At 37.1% G+C, this 17338-nt stretch carries 12 protein-coding genes; 5 read left to right on the top strand and 7 right to left on the bottom strand.

Annotated features, from left to right (window positions below; genetic code table 11):
- Positions 1-386: 386 nt before the first annotated feature.
- A complete protein-coding gene (locus ACFIJ0_RS00200; RefSeq protein ID WP_375622536.1) occupies positions 387-2372 on the top strand; it encodes a M23 family metallopeptidase in 1986 nt (661 codons plus the stop codon).
- Between the two features lie 850 nt (positions 2373-3222).
- Here ACFIJ0_RS00200 and ACFIJ0_RS00205 read toward each other — a convergent pair.
- From ACFIJ0_RS00205 to ACFIJ0_RS00215, 3 genes are all read right to left on the bottom strand, one after another.
- A complete protein-coding gene (locus ACFIJ0_RS00205; protein WP_375622534.1) occupies positions 3223-4644 on the bottom strand; it encodes a sensor histidine kinase in 1422 nt (473 codons plus the stop codon).
- 226 nt (positions 4645-4870) lie between these two features.
- Complete coding sequence (locus ACFIJ0_RS00210) at positions 4871-5425, bottom strand: RNA polymerase sigma factor (RefSeq protein WP_375622532.1); 555 nt, start codon at positions 5423-5425, stop codon at positions 4871-4873.
- A gap of 7 nt (positions 5426-5432) precedes the next feature.
- On the bottom strand, positions 5433-5636 hold the full coding sequence (locus ACFIJ0_RS00215) for a NepR family anti-sigma factor (protein ID WP_375622530.1): 204 nt from the start codon (positions 5634-5636) through the stop codon (positions 5433-5435).
- A gap of 169 nt (positions 5637-5805) precedes the next feature.
- Here ACFIJ0_RS00215 and ACFIJ0_RS00220 point away from each other — a divergent pair, with 169 nt between their 5' ends.
- The 4 genes from ACFIJ0_RS00220 to ACFIJ0_RS00235 all read left to right on the top strand — a co-directional run bounded on the left by ACFIJ0_RS00220 (position 5806) and on the right by ACFIJ0_RS00235 (position 9455).
- Positions 5806-6600 carry a response regulator gene (locus ACFIJ0_RS00220; protein ID WP_015856822.1) on the top strand — a complete coding sequence of 265 codons (795 nt, stop codon included), beginning with the start codon at positions 5806-5808 and terminating at the stop codon, positions 6598-6600.
- 22 nt (positions 6601-6622) lie between these two features.
- On the top strand, positions 6623-7636 hold the full coding sequence (locus ACFIJ0_RS00225; protein ID WP_375622528.1) for a sensor histidine kinase: 1014 nt from the start codon (positions 6623-6625) through the stop codon (positions 7634-7636).
- Positions 7637-8607: 971 nt separating this feature from the next.
- Positions 8608-8973: a hypothetical protein gene (locus tag ACFIJ0_RS00230; protein ID WP_375622526.1), complete on the top strand. Its 366-nt coding sequence runs from the start codon at positions 8608-8610 to the stop codon at positions 8971-8973.
- A 44-nt stretch (positions 8974-9017) separates the two neighbouring features.
- The gene (locus tag ACFIJ0_RS00235) at positions 9018-9455 is read left to right on the top strand and encodes a hypothetical protein (protein WP_375622524.1); all 438 of its coding nucleotides are present in this window, start codon (positions 9018-9020) and stop codon (positions 9453-9455) included.
- Positions 9456-10285: 830 nt separating this feature from the next.
- On the opposite strand, the gene ACFIJ0_RS00240 is transcribed toward ACFIJ0_RS00235, so the two are convergent.
- The 4 genes from ACFIJ0_RS00240 to ACFIJ0_RS00255 all read right to left on the bottom strand — a co-directional run bounded on the left by ACFIJ0_RS00240 (position 10286) and on the right by ACFIJ0_RS00255 (position 16935).
- The gene (locus ACFIJ0_RS00240; RefSeq protein WP_375622522.1) at positions 10286-11035 is read right to left on the bottom strand and encodes a DUF4167 domain-containing protein; all 750 of its coding nucleotides are present in this window, start codon (positions 11033-11035) and stop codon (positions 10286-10288) included.
- 1667 nt (positions 11036-12702) lie between these two features.
- Entirely contained in the window at positions 12703-13146 is a 444-nt protein-coding gene (locus tag ACFIJ0_RS00245; RefSeq protein ID WP_375622520.1) for a hypothetical protein, read from the bottom strand.
- Between the two features lie 2578 nt (positions 13147-15724).
- A complete protein-coding gene (locus ACFIJ0_RS00250; protein WP_375622518.1) occupies positions 15725-15904 on the bottom strand; it encodes a hypothetical protein in 180 nt (59 codons plus the stop codon).
- 803 nt (positions 15905-16707) lie between these two features.
- Positions 16708-16935, bottom strand: a complete 228-nt coding sequence (locus tag ACFIJ0_RS00255; protein ID WP_375622517.1) for a hypothetical protein — start codon at positions 16933-16935, stop codon at positions 16708-16710.
- Positions 16936-17338 lie beyond the last annotated feature (403 nt).

The following is a 17338-nucleotide window of genomic DNA, read 5'->3' on the forward strand; positions in this document are numbered from 1 at the left end:
CAATATCATTTTTTACTTTTTTGCAAAATAAAATAGCGTAAACAACTGGGCGTATTTCAATACATTAAACTAAATTAAAAATAAAACATGAAAACAGAAAGAATTAAAGGGAGCATGGCGCCTTAAAGTAAAATACATCCCCCCATTACAATGCATAAAAACTAGGAAGTGCCTAGGTATGGGTTAATCACAATAACGCTTGTTTTATGTTACTTTAATTAAGAAAATTTTTCAGGTACGATTTATAAAGACATTTTATAAAGCCATAGCTGTATAAAGAAAATTCGCGTGATCTGTAATTTGTAAAAAGAATCAAATTCTTGTAGAAACATGCTAAGCTATGCTAACTTTCTTTGATTTAATATTGAAAAGTACTCTTAAAATCTATGTGGGATAACGAACAACAAAAAAACGATCCCGGACAGGACCCTGCTCTTGTCGTCAAACGCTTGCGTCCTGCGCGCAGACAAGTCTCGGCCCGTTGGCTTACGGGAACCGTTCTGACAGGAATCACTTCCTGCATTCTTATGGGTATTGCACTTTTTACGGCTCTTGATGAACAACAGCGATTGGTAACCCCTCCACAATGGTTTACAAAAGAAAATCTCTCACACGCACAATATCCTGAAGCCAATGGGTATAAAGGTGATCGTATTTCTCCCACCCATGCACGGCAAAGTTTTGACAGCAAACGTCAATTTGAACTATCGATTCTGCAAAAAAAAGGCGATGAAAAAGTCATTCAAACACAACATTTTGAATGGATTCGTATGGCTTTAGCCGAAAAGCGTCCGCAGAAATATAGCTATCCAAAATTTGATTCTTTAAGCATTCTTGCCAGTGATTCGAAAAATCAAAGCGCTAAACCACAAGATTCTGGACATATTTATGGAGCAAAGGTTGAAACAAAAATCACCTTACGCAGCTATGATTTTAAGGTAAATCAATTCGATTTTGACGACAACGATACGCTGACAGATGAAGAGGCACAACAAGAAGTGCAAAAAGCTGGATTTACTTTAGAAAAAAGTACCGAACTTCTTTCAGTTCTCACATTGATTGATCCTTTAAAATTAGAAGATGTATCCTCTGATTCCCAAGATACAGAATCTCCTGAAGTTCGCATTGTTCAAGAAAATGTAACCGTTTCTCCTCAAAGTCACCGTATTGATCTAACAAAAAATTATGTTGAAGATATTATTCCTATTCGTAAAAAACAAAAGATAGCCGATGCTTTCAAAAAAACCAGTTATACAAAAGAGCAAATTGAACAGGTTGTAAAAACGCTAGAAAAAATTAGCCTTTCCGATACCCTTAAAGAGGGAAGTCTTTTACGCATCGGTATCGTGACACAAGCTGGGGAAGAAGACCATCTCGTACGCGCAAGTATCTATCAAGGGATGTATCATGTTCTCACCATTGCGCTAAATGATAAAGGCCAATTCATTGAAAGCACAGAGCCTAAAATGTCTAAAGCTCTTAAAACGGCTTTTCAAAATGGTATTCCGCATTCTTATATCAATAGCGCACAATTACCAACAGCTTATGATGCACTCTATAGTGCGTTGCTAAGCCATAATATATCACAATCTCTCTCTCATCGTCTTATTCGTCTGCTTGCCACCAATATTGACATGAAAAGTCCGATAACCTCCAATGATCAAATCGAAATATTTTATGCCGTACCACAAAGCGATAAAGAACACCAAAACGGAAAAAAGAACTTGAAAGCAAAGGAAGCATCCCAAAACACTGATCCAGAAATTCGTTATATTAGCGCAACTTTTGGAAATACAACTTATAAATATTACCGTTATCAGTTAAAAGATGGAAGCGTTGATTATTATGATTCTGAAGGGAAGAGTTCAAAGCCTTTCTTGCTGCGCAAGCCCACACCAAATGGGATTTTTGGTTCCCCCTTTGGTCCACGCAAACATCCTATTTTAGGCTATGTTCGCATGCATACGGGGGTTGATTGGGTTGCTCCTAAAGGATCACCCATTATTGCTGTAGGAGATGGTATTGTTACAAGAGTAGGCGTAACAGGCGGCTATGGAAATCACACGGAAATTCAACATGCCAATGGATATGTCAGCAGTTATTCACACCAAAGCCGTTATGCACCAGACATCAAACCAGGCGTGAAAGTACGACAAGGACAAATCATTGGGTATGTTGGAACAACAGGAATGGCAACCGGCCCCCATTGTCATTTTGAAATTATTGTCAATGGCGTCAAAGTTGATCCCATGCGCATCCGTATACCGGATAGCAAAGCCTTAACCAATCAAGACCTACAAACATTCCTACAAGAAAAAAACAATATTGATTCCTTGATAAATAGCCCAATAGCACCCTCCGAAGAGACTTAAAGCATGAAAGCATCTGCATTTTACGACTCAAAACATCTAAAAAATATGCTTTAGCGCTTATTTTTTTCAAAGAGATTTCTGCACTTTAAATATCTGTAAAGATATACGCCTAAATATGCCACCACCCAAGGTCGCATAACAATGATTAAAAATAAAACGCCCTCCCTTTTCAGGTTTACGTACAATAGAAAAGTGCAAAATATGAAACCTAAAAAGGCTAACTCTTCTTGTTTATTTGATCAAAACGATAAAATCCCATTATTTTCCATGCAATAAAATCTTAATCAAAAGTGAGTTTTCCTAAAGAACGAAGATTCTAAAACCCATATCATTCTATAAATAACCCGACTTCTTGTTGAATAAATTGCACCTGTTGAATGCTTACGCTGTTCATAGCCCTAAAGGACAGTGCTTCATGAACTTTATAAGCAAATTATCCTTAAGAATATTCGTTACACACTTTTACAAAAACACCACATATTTAAAATTTTACATGCCTGACAAAAAATAACAAAACTTGAAAAAACAATCTCTTCGCAAAGAAATAGAGCTTACTAATATAAATATGATTGGCTTAAAGGAGCTCTTATTCAAAATAAATTTAAATTTTAACTTAAGCACTTTAAAGCTATAAAACATACAAAAAAAGGAGAATTTTAAAAGCCGATAATCGGAGTCAACAAAGCGAAAAACAAAGAGACCAAAAGATGAAGAAGCAAAGTTGCTTCTCTTGAAGACAATTGGCAATCTGATATAAATGGTGCTGTGTTCGCGTTATCTAAGTCATATTTTATTCTCATTTTTATTAAAACGAACAAGCAGAGAGCAAAGAGTTTATCCCTTTTAAAAATCAGTCAGAGCTTTTTTTTGAACTATTCATGCTGAGTTTTGGCAAAGGAATGACAATCTTTGTGCCTCCTAAAGCAGAAGTTTCAAACAGAGGTTTTTCACCAAATTGCATACATAGCTGTTCGACGACCACACGACCAAGTCCTGTTTTTTGTTCTAAAGTTTGGCTTTTCATTCCCACGCCATCATCTTCTACAATGAGCATCAATTGTCCATCTTTCTGGGGACCAAAGGAGATATAAATATGTCCCGTACGTTGATCAGGAAAGGCATGTTTTAAAGAATTTGTCAGAAGTTCACCAAGGATAATTCCAAGTGTTGTCGCATCTCTTGAAGACAGGCGACAATCTTTAAAGTTGGTGTGAATGGTGATGTTTTCACGCAATTCAAAAGGGACTGCCAATTCGACATCATGCACAACAGAACTGAGAAACTCTGCCAAAAAAGTCGTTTCCATATCATCACTTAAGCGCAAACGACGATGTGCTGTAGAAATTGTCTGAATACGATCACGTGCAGCCCCTAGAACAGAACGTACCTCTTCATTTTTACTCCGGTTTAACTGGAGACCCAGCAAAGAAGACACCGTCCCAAGAGAATTGCCAATGCGATGGCTTGCATCCTGCAACAATATTTCAACCCGTTGGCGTTCTTTTTCAGCGTGATTGCGCGCTCTTTCTAATTCTTGTGTTCGTTCTTTCACGCGGGCTTCCAGAGCAATATTTTCGCTATGAAGCAGCAATTGATACAATTTTAAAGAGCGTACATCACGATGAAAACGATTAATAACAAAATAGGCAGAAATAAAAGTACTTACAACGGAAACAATAGCCGCCAATGTCAAAGCAGCCCGCATCAATGCGATACCCTCACGCTGTTTTTGTCGTACCACATCATCCCCATTAATAAAGCTTGTCATCAATTGAGCTAAACGTGCCACAGGAATCTTTGATACTTCAAAAGAGGCAGCATGAGAAGGTTGTTCAGGAATCGCATCAAGAGCATGCATATGGGCATTCATAAGTGCTTTTCGTGCCTCAACCTCTTTTTTAAAAGCCGTAAACCATTCATACCATTGCGGATGCGCATAAACAATAAGTGCGATATAATCGAGAATATCCCCCAACTCGCGCTCTGCATTTTCAAAACGTATTTTATCTTCCGCCTTGCGCGTTTTTGCATAGCTGCGATCAGCAACAGCCATATCAATCAAGCTAATAAGAACCAAATCAGCCTGTTCGCGTAATTCTGAACTTGTATTCAACTGTGCGACTTCTCTATCAACGGCATTTGAAAGCAACATAATAAAAACCGATGCCAAAAGAGCCATAACAAGAGAAACAACAATCGCTACCCACCGCCAGCGTGATATCGTTGCATCAGAAGAAGGCATTTGAGGCATCAAATTTGTTTTTGTTGTCATAGAATGTCCATTGGCGAACTTGAAAGTCGTCATTTTTCAGCACAAAGGAAGGCAACCTTATGGAACATAAAGCCCAAAGCCCGTGAGAAAGTTTTATCCAGGCTTTTCTTGTGTTCCTAAGAATACACGCCAAACACTCTAGAATTTCCTCAGATACTGACTTTACTGTAATAGCTATAACGGGAATAAAAAAAACAAGGCTATCCATCATAATTATTATGCTTTTTTAGCCGTTAAATGAACACAATGTACTTCCAGCTGAATAAGAATCAGGACCATAATCAGACTCACCATCCACCTTGAGAAGCTCTTGTAATCGATTACGCGCCCTGCTCACACGGCTTTTTATGGTTCCAACAGCACAACCACAAATAGCTGCAGCATCTTCATAAGAAAACCCCGATGCGCCAATGAGAATAATGGCTTCTCTTTGATCGGCAGAAAGCAAATTTAAGGCTTTTTTGAAATCTTGCAAATCAAGCGATCCATATTGAGCAGGATGAACAGCGACATTTTGAGTAAACACGCCGTCGGTATCTTGAACTTCTCTTCCCTTTTTACGCATTTGACTATAAAATTCATTGCGCAAAATGGTAAAAAGCCAAGCTTTAAGATTAGTTCCCATCTCAAAACTATCTTGCTTAGCCCATGCCTTCATAACAGTATCTTGGACCAAATCTTCAGCTTTATCGTGCTTGCCACTTAAAGAAACAGCAAAAGCTCGTAAAGCCGGCAACACCAAAAGGAGTTCTTGTTTAAAGTTTTTCGCGCACTTTGACATAAAGGATTCAAACCTTTTCCACATTGTTTAAGCCAAATTGCTCTGCGCGCTCCAACCTCTCTAAAAGCTCGAGCAAACACCGTGGCAGTGCTTCTTCTTGAATTTCCATATAAAATTGACGTAACTTCCGTGCTATTTCGCTATTGACCCCGAGAAGATCATCTCCAACTGTAAATTGTGTGGTGAGATTTTTTTCATCACGGTCGTTCATTTTTCATCCCCCTAATCCATATAATATCAGTAGCACCGCGAAGAATTTTTTCGCCTTATGGTTGTAAATATAGCTGTCGGTAAAAAGTTCCATACAAATCAAGGAACTTTTTTATCTGTTGAGAATTTCAACCAACAAAATGCTTGAAAGGTCAAAGGAGTTATAAATTATGTCATTATCAACGCGCATTGCCCCGCATCTTCCCTATCTTCGGCGTTTTGCCCGCTCTGTCACCGGTAGCCAATCCTCTGGCGATGCTTATGTGTCAGCGATGTTGGAAGCACTCATTGCCGATATCTCCATTTTTCCCAAAGCATCCAGTGACAGAATTGGTACCTATTGGCTTTTTTGCCATCTTTTTGACCAAACCACACCGAACATCCCTGAACCCCTGCCCCAATTTGGTCTTGAACAAAAAACCAGTGCCAAATTATCCTATCTCACGCCCCGTGCACGCCAAGCATTTTTGCTCATTGCCGTTGAAGGATTTCATGAACAAGAAGCCAGCGAAATCATGAACCTGGATACAAAAGAATTCCGCAAGCTTCTCAACCAAGCATCCATTGATATTTCTCAACAAATTGCCACTGAAGTAATGATTATTGAAGATGAACCTCTTATTGCACTTGATATTGAGCAAATGGTAGAAAGCCTAGGTCATCATGTTGTAGGAATAGCGCGCACGCGTGATGAAGCTGTCATCATGTATCATAAGAAAAAACCACGGTTGATTTTGGCTGATATTCAATTAGCCGATAACAGTTCAGGTATTGACGCGGTCAACGAGATTTTGAAAAATGATCGTATACCGGTGATTTTCATCACGGCTTTTCCCGAAAGGCTGCTGACCGGCGAGCGTCCAGAACCAACTTTTTTAGTGACCAAACCTTTTAACCCTGATATGGTGAAAGCGCTTATTTCCCAAGCTTTATTTTTTCAAGAGAATGCTTCTAAAGCGGCTTAGAACAGAGTAACATCTTAAAATTATGATCGTTACGCCTCTTTCAAAGCCTCCCATGGATAGATCTCATATGAGTGCGCTCATGCAAGCGATTCGTGGTGCTGATATTTGTGTTCTCTATCAGGCAACAAATCTGGTTTATTTATGGGCTGAAAACTTGCCGCACCATTTGCACAATAAATGGCGGGTTGGTTGCCGTGACAGTGATTTTTTTTCGCTTGACCTTGCAGACAATATGGAAACCATCAAACTGCAAGTTTTAGCGAGTGGCAAAATGCAAACTGTTGAAGCACGTTTTGAAGATACAAACAAACAAGAGATTTGGTACAAATTTTCTATTGATTGCCACCGCAATGATAACGGAAACATTATCGGTATTATCACCACCGGTGTTAATATTTCCGGCTTACGCCGCCGTGAACAAGTGCTTAAAATCCTTCTTCGCGAGGTCAGTCACCGTTCTAAAAATCTTCTAGCAATCATTCAAAGTATTGCCAGCCAAACCGCCCGCTATACTGAATCTCTTCAGGTTTTCTTACGCAAATTTCAAGGTCGTCTTCATTCTCTTTCTCATTCTCAAGATCTGATCACTGATTCCGATTGGCGTGGCGCTCAATTTCGCGAATTGGTCCAAACGCAGGCTTTAGGCTATTTTATGAAAGAAACAGAACGTTTTTCACTTGAAGGCGTAGATCCTTATCTTTTTCCCAATGCCGCTTTGCATATTGGTTTGGCTTTTCATGAACTGATTGTCAATTCTCTTTCTTTTGGAGCCCTTTCCCAAGAAAAGGGTAGCATCTGTGTACGTTGTGAAATCGAAACAAAACTGAATGGCAAAACGCAACTTATCATCACTTGGCATGAAAATTTTGAATCCGGCATCCCTCCCACAAACAATAAAAAAGCCTGTTTTGGTAGTGCCGTTCTCGAAAAAATCGTTCCCATTTCCGTGAATGGTTCAGCTTCCCTCAAATTGACAAAAGAAGGAATTGTCTATTGCCTCTCTGTTCCTGATACTTATTTTGATATTCTTTCCTAAAAGAGCATTTCAAACAATAAACAAGAGAAGTTTCCCCTTTTTTAGCAAAGTTTCTCATCTATTTTATTAAGCACAAAGATATTTTCCAACCTCTTTAAACCAACCTCTATAGTCTCCCAATAGTTCCCCAAAACCTTAACGATGATAACTTAGCCGCATAAAGTCCATTCCCGCTGTCAATCAACTTCCATCCCTCATATAACCGCATATTTTAAGACAGAAACCAAAACGATGAAAAGCAAACCGTTTCAGCTTTTATATGCCAAATAAAAGCGAGCCTATTACCTATCTCTTTTTGTGTAATTTTCGCAATGCGCATAAAATTTCATTTTAGCAGAATATGAATTTTAAGGAGTAAAGCTAACATCCATCATCACTCTTCAGCTTTACGGGCTTAAAGCATCCACGACAACGACAATTAATTGATAGAAATTACACATTTTATGCTTTTATTTATCGCATTTTTTAATGGAGATTTCCTCTTCTGGTACAATAGAAAATCCTAAAACAGGATACACTTGTGTCTTTCATTCACGCACTTTTTTAATATTTCCCCAGCGCATCCACACTCGTTTCAAAACAGTGTCTGGAAATAAGATATAATAGCCCCCGTAAAGTAAACCATCAAGCACGCCCCTTTCTACTCTACATCCTTCTTTACCTTCATGCCTCTTTTCACTTCATAAAAGTAGTAGCTGAGCATCATAATACCTGTCCCACATGTTATAACAGCCATTGACCTTTAAGAGCGCTCATAGGAAGCATTTCAGTCTTTTTTCAAATGTTTCTTACCAACAGAAAGCTCTCACACACCCTTTATGACGTGCAAGCCAATGACTTTGATTAATTCACTATAGAACGGACATCTCAAAGGAGGAACTAAAAAATTTTGAAACCGTTTAACAGTAAAGAAGCCCCCAGGCTGACAAATTGGAGTCCGCGCTGTCAACCTCTCATTTGGAAAATAACTGATGAATCCCCTTGTTTTTATCCTCTTATTAGTTTCATGTACAGATGATTTTAATAGTTGCTATTCGAACAATACAATGGTTAAAATCTATCCAACGGCTCAAGCATGTGAACAAGCCATGATACCATCCACAAAAAAGTTTGCATTTTATGGACAACAAATTTTTGCCCAATGTATAAACGTACATGCAAATTTACATCAACAAGAAGTAAAATTGATCTGGTCTGTAACAAACCGTGGAAATTTCCTGCTTAAAAGCCAAAACGTGAATAACAAGATATCTACTGTCCACAAAGAAGATATTTTACCAACATCGCTTCCTCTTTTGCATTCTTCTTCCACAAACCTCTTGCACAAAAAACTTTAAAAGCATAAACCCATCAGATCTCAAAAAAATAATCAATGAAAGACATGATGGATAATAAGCGAATGCAACCTTCAAAAGACCATCACACAGAGCAAAACTCTCTGCCTCAAGATCTCCCTTTAGATCCTGCTGTAGAACGAGTGAGAAAAAAACTTATGGGTTTAATGATTATTTCCGTTTTAATAACGCTTTTCCTTATTCTAACCGTACTGTTTTTAATTGTTTATAAAGTAATAACAACCGGATCAGCGCCAAAACAAACAGAGCTATCTTCCTCTCCCAGCAAAAACCTACACGTTATCCATCATACACTCTCTCTACCGGAAAAAACACAGATTTTGTCGCAAAGCCTCTCAGAACACAATATTGTACTGAAAGTTTTAACCCCCGATGGACAAACAAAATTTATGATTTACAATTATCACACCGGTGCACTAATCGCCGTTCTTTCTATTGAAACAACAAAAAAATATCGAAAATAATGCCTCATTAAGCAAACTAACATCACTATAAGCGCGTACATAGCATCCCTGAAGATTTAAACATTTTCCTCTACTTCAAGATGCAACCACTTGGGCAACAGCAGATTTTTCTCTGTATCTCCTCACTTAAATCTCGGAAAAGAAAAAACCTTTCTGTCAACGCATTCCCATGCTTAAGAAAACTGACATCGCTTGGGAAAAGCTAATAAACGTGCAAGAAAGGCATCTTCTTAAGAGCAAAAATTCAACATATTAATTTATAGTGATGATTTATTTTACATGTCAAACGAGAACCTCAAATACTGTAAGATTCTCTCTTTTCAAATCTGTTCATGAGAAACTGAATCAAAATCATTTCCTCACATATCCCAGCAAGGAAATGGATGAATAAAAATACCTTTTATGAATGATCTGGTATCAAAAGAAAAACTTTTACAACATTGAAAATTAAAGCAATAACGCTCACCTTACATCTTTTATTAAGAAAAGATAACCGCTGGATTTCACATGATAAAATTCATGAGCACCATCGTGAAATGGGCATAAATACATTGAACAATATTAAATATAAGTGTGAATAAATAAAACAACGACATTGCGTTCTTCATAAAAGAACTGCCTCTTAAAAGACACGGATGTGTTTTTCTCTGTATCCCCTCACTTAAATCCCAGCAAAGAGGCAATCTTTTCTGTCGACACCCCTCTTTAAATTCCTGATACTGCCCCTGAAAATCCAAAGAAAGCGCAAGAAGCTTCTTGAGTATAGATAATTGACCATCATGATACCAACAACATCACCACAAGCGCGCTTACACAGCATCCCTGAAGATTTAAACATTTTCCTCTGCTTCAAGATTGACCACTCGGCGACGGCGCGTTTTTTTCTGTATCCCCTCACCTAATCCAGGCAACGAAGAAACCTCTTTTGTTGCTGTTGAAGCATCTCCATTACTAGAGCTTTCTTCTGTTGTAAGCGAAAGCTCAAGAGATGATTCATCTTGGGTCCGTACAGTACGTCGACGGGGAGAACGACGTGTTTTTTTGACGGGTTCAACATTTTTCTCAGAGCGACAGTGCTCTTGATCCGTGTTTTCATCCGATAGAGCCTCTAAAGCATTTTCACGCGCATCCCCATTTTGTGTTTTAGCATATCGGCCATTGCCATTTTTTTGCGACGGCATCTGTAATACATCTGTATCACCCTCGACAACATCCTTTTTTTCACCGTCAAGATTTATTTCACTGCATGCTTGCTCGTTGTTTTCATCACGATTTTCATCACCACGATTCTCATCACGTCGAACCGATTGAGACATTTGCCCAGCTGCTGCTAAAATAATACGCAAATAGTGCTCGGCATGCTGTAAATAATTTTCCGACATAACACGATCACCCGCACCTTGTGCATCACGCGCAAGGCTTATGTATTTATCGGCAATTTGCTGAGCATTCCCACGAATTTTAACATCCGGACCGCTGCTTTCATAATTGCGAGACAACGGATTAGGACCGCGACGATTATTATTGTTATTACCATTATTATTGCGACCGCGTACCCGTCTATTTTGTTGTGGCCTCATCTTTATCCCTTTTTGGAGTGTTTGTCTTATGTATGTCTTAATTGACTCTTTCTCATTGCATTACCTTTTGATAATGCTGATCATTTTTAACATACGGTTAGCAAGTTATCCGCGTTTATTTCACTCAAACGAACCCTACTGATATTGGTAAAAGCATATATTTTCTTGAAAATCACAAAACAGCAGGGAAATCGTAAATCAAAAATTCCCTCTTTCTCTGTCAAACAGCAGAAACCTAATGATGTTCACGTAAAATGCCAAGTGTTTTTTTTAAAATAAACCATATTTCACTAAAAAAATAATTATCTTGTGGAAAACAACAAAGGAAAACACATACAATATACCTGACAAAGAAAAAATTCCTGCCCGAGAATACTAGAAGCTTCCCTTTTTTGCTCTAAAACCACCGCTCCCAAAAACGCCGATATTCTCTACCCCCTCGTGCATTTAACTCACAAGCACTTCCATCCCAACGAGTCACTGCGCGAACCTCTTTATTTTATAAATATAGCCTCTCTTCATCGCTAAAACAACCCCTTGCGAGCGATAATCCACGATCGCTTCACAAAACCTCTTGATTTTTATAGATAGATTAATACGAAGTATTATTCAAGCCCTATAATCACCAAGAGATCAATCTTCTTTCCCAAATAAGCCAACGATACTATCACTTTCTATTTTAACCCATGGAATTATTAAGTTAATCACAGTTTTTATTTATAACAAATCGAGCTTAAAAACAAAATATTTAAATACAAAAAAATAACAAATTATAAAAAAACGACCAACATTTCATGTTTTTTTTAAAAATCAGCTTCTTCTCAAAAAAATGCCCTCCTCAAAGCCTATCAATAAGAAGGGCATATCTTTGCTGATAAAGAAAACGGAATGATAAAACAAGCAGATTTTTAAACCCAGCACAGCGCTTTACGCATGAAGCAGCCTCGAATGTTTATAAAAGGAATGTTTCTTTTTTACTCATTTTTGTCATGTCTATTGACTTATGCCCTCAAAGAACGAAGGTTCTCAACTCACACTGATCTGTCAACAATGAAAATTCTTGTAAAATACGTACACTGAATTGATTTATAATGATAATTTATATTTTTTGTGTTGAGTAAGAAAACTTAATACCGTAGGATTTTCCATCCTCAATCTGTTTGCTGTTCAATCCATCTCTTTTTCTTGCATGTTACACGTGGGAAAGCCTGCGTGGAGTAAAAACGATAAAAAAAGACTAAAAGTGCCTCTTATGAACCGTCTCTAAGACTCAAAAGCTGTCAGCAAGCACTATTGAGAGCTCGTAAAGTGTGAGATGGTACCGGCTTACTCTTTTTTTAAAAACGTAAAGATGAACATGCTCTATAAATTTTATACACTTCATGGGGGCTTTACCATTATACCATTCACCAGAACCGTTACGAAATAGATTTCCCACGCCTGTTATTTCCCTTAAAAAAGCTCAACAAATCCTCCTGAGACTTCACCACGCCCCCTTAAATATTGCAAGAAGGCATCCATGCCTTATGTCGCTACAGCTTAAATAAAAAGTGCGATATAACAAGATAAATAAATCAAATTTCTGTTGGTCTCGAAGCAGATAGTAATTTAAGAAGTTTTTATCTTTTCATCAAAATTCTCATCCTTTTAACTTTCCGTATAAAAACTTAAAAGTAATTGCGTATTTTGCCTTTTTTATTTTCTTTCTCATTGAGAAAACAATCACGTAAGAGAAAATAATTCCCATCCCCAGGTCGGACCAACGTCAAACATTGTTTTTTTGCAGTATCAGAAAGCTTATCCCACATTTCACGAATAGCAAAATAGGCCTCACTTTCCAAATTAAGACAATGCTGATAAACTTCTCTTTTCATATCGGGCATAACAGAAGCAGAAATTTCCTTGCAATATACGCGCAGATCAAAAACAGGGATAACCAATTCGACGGGTGCTTGTTGTGTTATTTTTTTATGAGAAGAAAAATAACTGACCACCTTTGCAACAACAAAACACAAAATCACTATACAAAAAAGTATTATGCAAACAAAAGCTATCTTGCGATATAATCTTTTGAAATAAGCCTTTTGCCTTGCTCGGATTCTTTTTTCCATAAAGATTGCACCCTTTAGCATCCCAAGAGAAGCTTTTTACAGTAAAAAATGATAGAAGCGTCTGTGTACACAATACAGGTTATAGCGGCAAACGATCAAGACTCTTATGTCAAAAGACTCTCCTTTTTTTATCGTATAAAATTCTTGTGAAACACTTTTCTCATGCTCTTTATGAAAGAATAGGGATTATGATTTTCTTTTACCACCTTAAAAGACGAAAATTCTTCATCCATGTGGATTTATAAACAATTCGTCTTCTTTAAGACACATCACATTGATTTATAAAGAATTTTATTGTTTTGCATATTGAATGAGAGACCCGCACGCCATAGGATTCTCTCATCCTAAATTTGTTTTCTGTCGAAACGATCAAAACCATGTCGCTTGCAAGTTACAAGCGGAGCTGGCATGTGGATTCAAAACTGTACATAAAAGATACCTCTTATGAATCGTCTCACGAACCAAGGCTGTCGTAACATTGGGAGCTAGAAAAATGTATCAGAATACCAGCTTGCACTTTTATGAAGCATAAAGATGGGGGGGATACCTTATAAGTTTTATACATTTCATCGGGACTCTACCCCTATACCATTGACGAGTGTCCTTGTGAAAGGGGAATGGGATATCCCTTAAAAACAAGTCCGTGAATATGCAATAAATGTATATTCGGGGACAAATAATATTTGGGGCATTCTGTTTTATGTGAGAGGCATGATCCCAAAAAGACACGCTATACACAAAGGCATAAGGCATTATCTGCATTATTTAAATAATATTGCTATAGATCGTTTTGAACATTATAAAGCAAAAAGATGATGGTAAGACGAGTGATTATATGCCTTTATATTTTTTCTCAATAAGGCAGTCTCCCTATTTCAGAAATCACTCAAATACAGCCCCCATCTGGCATACATAAAGTCTAGCTTACAAAAGCTGGAGTCGCACAGAGAGTTTTACCCTTCTGAATCCCTAAGATTCTCATTCTTCTTTCTCTCAAACATGCTGCAGCGTTGAGATTTGATGTTGATTGACAAGAAACAGAAAAAACTCTGTGCTCTCTTAAGAAAACAACGCCTTAAGATTACACACATAATGGATTGAAAAGATGTCCTAGCTTTTTATCAAACACGCCGTAAAACAACGAGCATAACATATTGGCTTTTCTTATCCAAAAATATTCATACCAATTCCCTTGCATCAAATTCCCTTGTATCCTATACGTAAAGATAAAGTTGAAAGGAATATATAGACAACCCTGAACTCGAAAATATGAAAGGAAAGCGTGACACAGTTTCGCGTTCCTTTGTCATGCAAAAGGCATTAGACATTCTGAAACAAGCACTCTTGTTGTCTCGTAATGATTTCTTTTTTCTGCTACCAAACAAAATCCCTTTATTTAGAGAATTGGCTATCACAAGTTATGCAACAAATAGACCCTGATGTATATCCGCATGAGGTTCGTTCCAGTTTACATGATTGGCTCACAAAATCCACTCGTCTTTCCACCTCATAGGATCTCTCTCACCATAGAACAAAAAGCGATATTTTATGACGCTTTATGGACAAAATCCCCACCGCCCGAAGAGTTCATCACATAACGAAAAAAACACCCATCATATTCACCACACACAAACACTTCATATATAAAATCTTATATGCCTTCTATCACCGCACTCACCGCACTCTCAAAAGGCAGTCACTACAACAAGATAAGAGATTACTGATGTAAAATTCCAAACAAAGAAAAGAATGGACTTTCTAATCGAGATCAACAAACACTGTTAAAAACACATTTGCATTTTTGATCATGCTGGCATGTATGATAATGGACCTTCAAATACGCCACCATTTTACGCTTCACCCCATATCACTCTCCGTCAGACAGCAACAAACATTCTTTAACTATTCAACGCCCCCATTATAACCAACGCAAAGAAACGAAAACAGATACCTGCATTTTGATTTTGAATCTTCCCTATTGGGATAAAATACACAAGCATTTAGAGATTTCACTGCAAAACAAAATCACAAAATAAAATGATGAGAATATGAAAAAAATATCCAACGCCACCTCAATAATAAATATATAATACCCCTGCTATTAGACAGAAAAAAAGCCGCACCTTTAAATGGCGCGGCTTATGAATAGAGATATAATTAAATAAAACACAAAAGAAATCAATAATAAATACTTATACACAAATCGTATAATATTGCAAGCTTTTTAATTATATTTATAACACTTATCCAAAAATCGTATAAATAATGATACCTTCGTATTGATGGAAGTTGTTTACAAGAACGGACTTTCTAAAATCAAAACGTATCAAAATACTGTGTAGCTTTATTTCAATATAATCCATGAAAAAACATCCATCATTTAAGTACATAATTTGTAATAAAACCCGTTCTTTTACGCTTGTAAAAGCTGATTTTTTTTTGACTTGCATCCACCACTTCAAAAAACGAAGATTCTTCACCCAATCTGATCTATCAACAACTCGAATTGTAGCGGGATACATTTGGCTTTTCCGCATGTGATTTACTTAAACTTAAAGCTCAACAAATAAGCCCTGCCTTAAATATTTGGCACGCCCTTAAAAACACTTTTTGTATCAGGAAAGCTTTTACAAAGAAGTTTGCCTTCTATCACCACACCTGAAAGGACAGTATTTACAGCATAAGCAGGATAAGACAAATAAACAACCGCTTGTACAATCTCGTTTGATAAGAAAATAAGTGAAACTTTAGCCTTCAAGCCTGCTCCAACAGTACAGCATTGCTCTTCTTTATAAGAAAAGATACAATGATACGCATTTTTTTCTTATAGGCATTTTTCTGCTTTGGTCCTTTTAGCAATTAAAACTTTCTGTTTATGGGATTTTTGACAAATTAAAATTGCGATAAATTACTTTTTCTCTTTTAAAAAAGCGCAAAAACAGCAAATTGTTTATAAATTTAAAATCATTGAGCGCTTTATCCAAAAGCTTTTTAAAATTATTGCAAGATTTTTTATCTTTTACAAACTTCTTTTGCCATGCGTTTCTGTTTGGGCACAACTCCTTTTTCTGTAGGCTTTAAAAATTGGCCCTTAGATTTCAATATGCACCCTAATCTCCCCAACAACTCATGATCAACTTTCCTGCAACAACGCTTCTCTTTTTAAAACTACACTCTCTATCAATTTTTTACCTTTTTTTAATAACATCTCAAACAGGTAGCAATCCACGCCCCACCGAAGATATAAATAAGGTTTATCTGATCTATAGCTTCAACCCATGCATATTGTTATGATCACTCTTTTCTATTCTCTCTTTTTTAACAAAGAAGAAATCCCTCTAGAATGCTCAACACTCATGTTTTGACTAACATTACTGTGTATTTCTAGCAGTTTATGTATTGTTAATCCTGAAAAAAGAGCTGTAGTCTATTTCTGGCGCCTCATTTATTGAAGATAAAAATAAGTTTCCAGCGGACGATGATTCTATGTTTAATGTCTGATGCGCTCACAAAACTATTTTATGTCGTTATTCCACCACTCACAACACTATTAATACTGTCTTAATTCTCTTTTTTCGTATTTTTTTTCTGTTCGACATTGGTAAGATCTAGAACATTTAATTTTTTTTCTAAAGCATCCATGCGCTTTGAAATTTTTGTAATATCTTCATATGTTTTCTTCAACAATGCGTTTAAAGGAGCATGTCCCATTCTTCCGCTAGCATAAAGAACCACACGAATACATTCAGGATCCTCAATATCAGCAATAGAAAATGGAAAAAGTGCCATTATATCCCCCTTTTTGATAAGCTAAACGCGTATTAAGCATTTGAATATCTTTGTTCTGTTACGGCTCTTGCATTCCTCAGACAACCTCAGACAACCATGAGAAAAGCTTTTGAAAAAAATTTCCTCATCAAAAATTTTTACAAGGTATTTTTTTAGATTATATTCTGTTTTCCACCTAAAATGATGATTTACCACCTGAAACCAAAGAAAAAAGCCACCCCCACCGGTCTTCAAACAATGCCAATCGATAAACAACAGTCTGTAAAAATCTGGCTGCTTATCTAACGGATTTGACTTAGCTTCCCCCTTTAAATGCATCCTTTTCTAGAGTTATTCTACAAAAAACGCTGCTTTAAGAATACTCACAGACGAAAAACATCCCATGCATAAAGGTTTAACCGCA

Source organism: Bartonella sp. OC68QHHN, from assembly GCF_042193875.1.
GTDB classification, from domain to species: Bacteria; Pseudomonadota; Alphaproteobacteria; order Rhizobiales; family Rhizobiaceae; genus Bartonella; species Bartonella grahamii_A.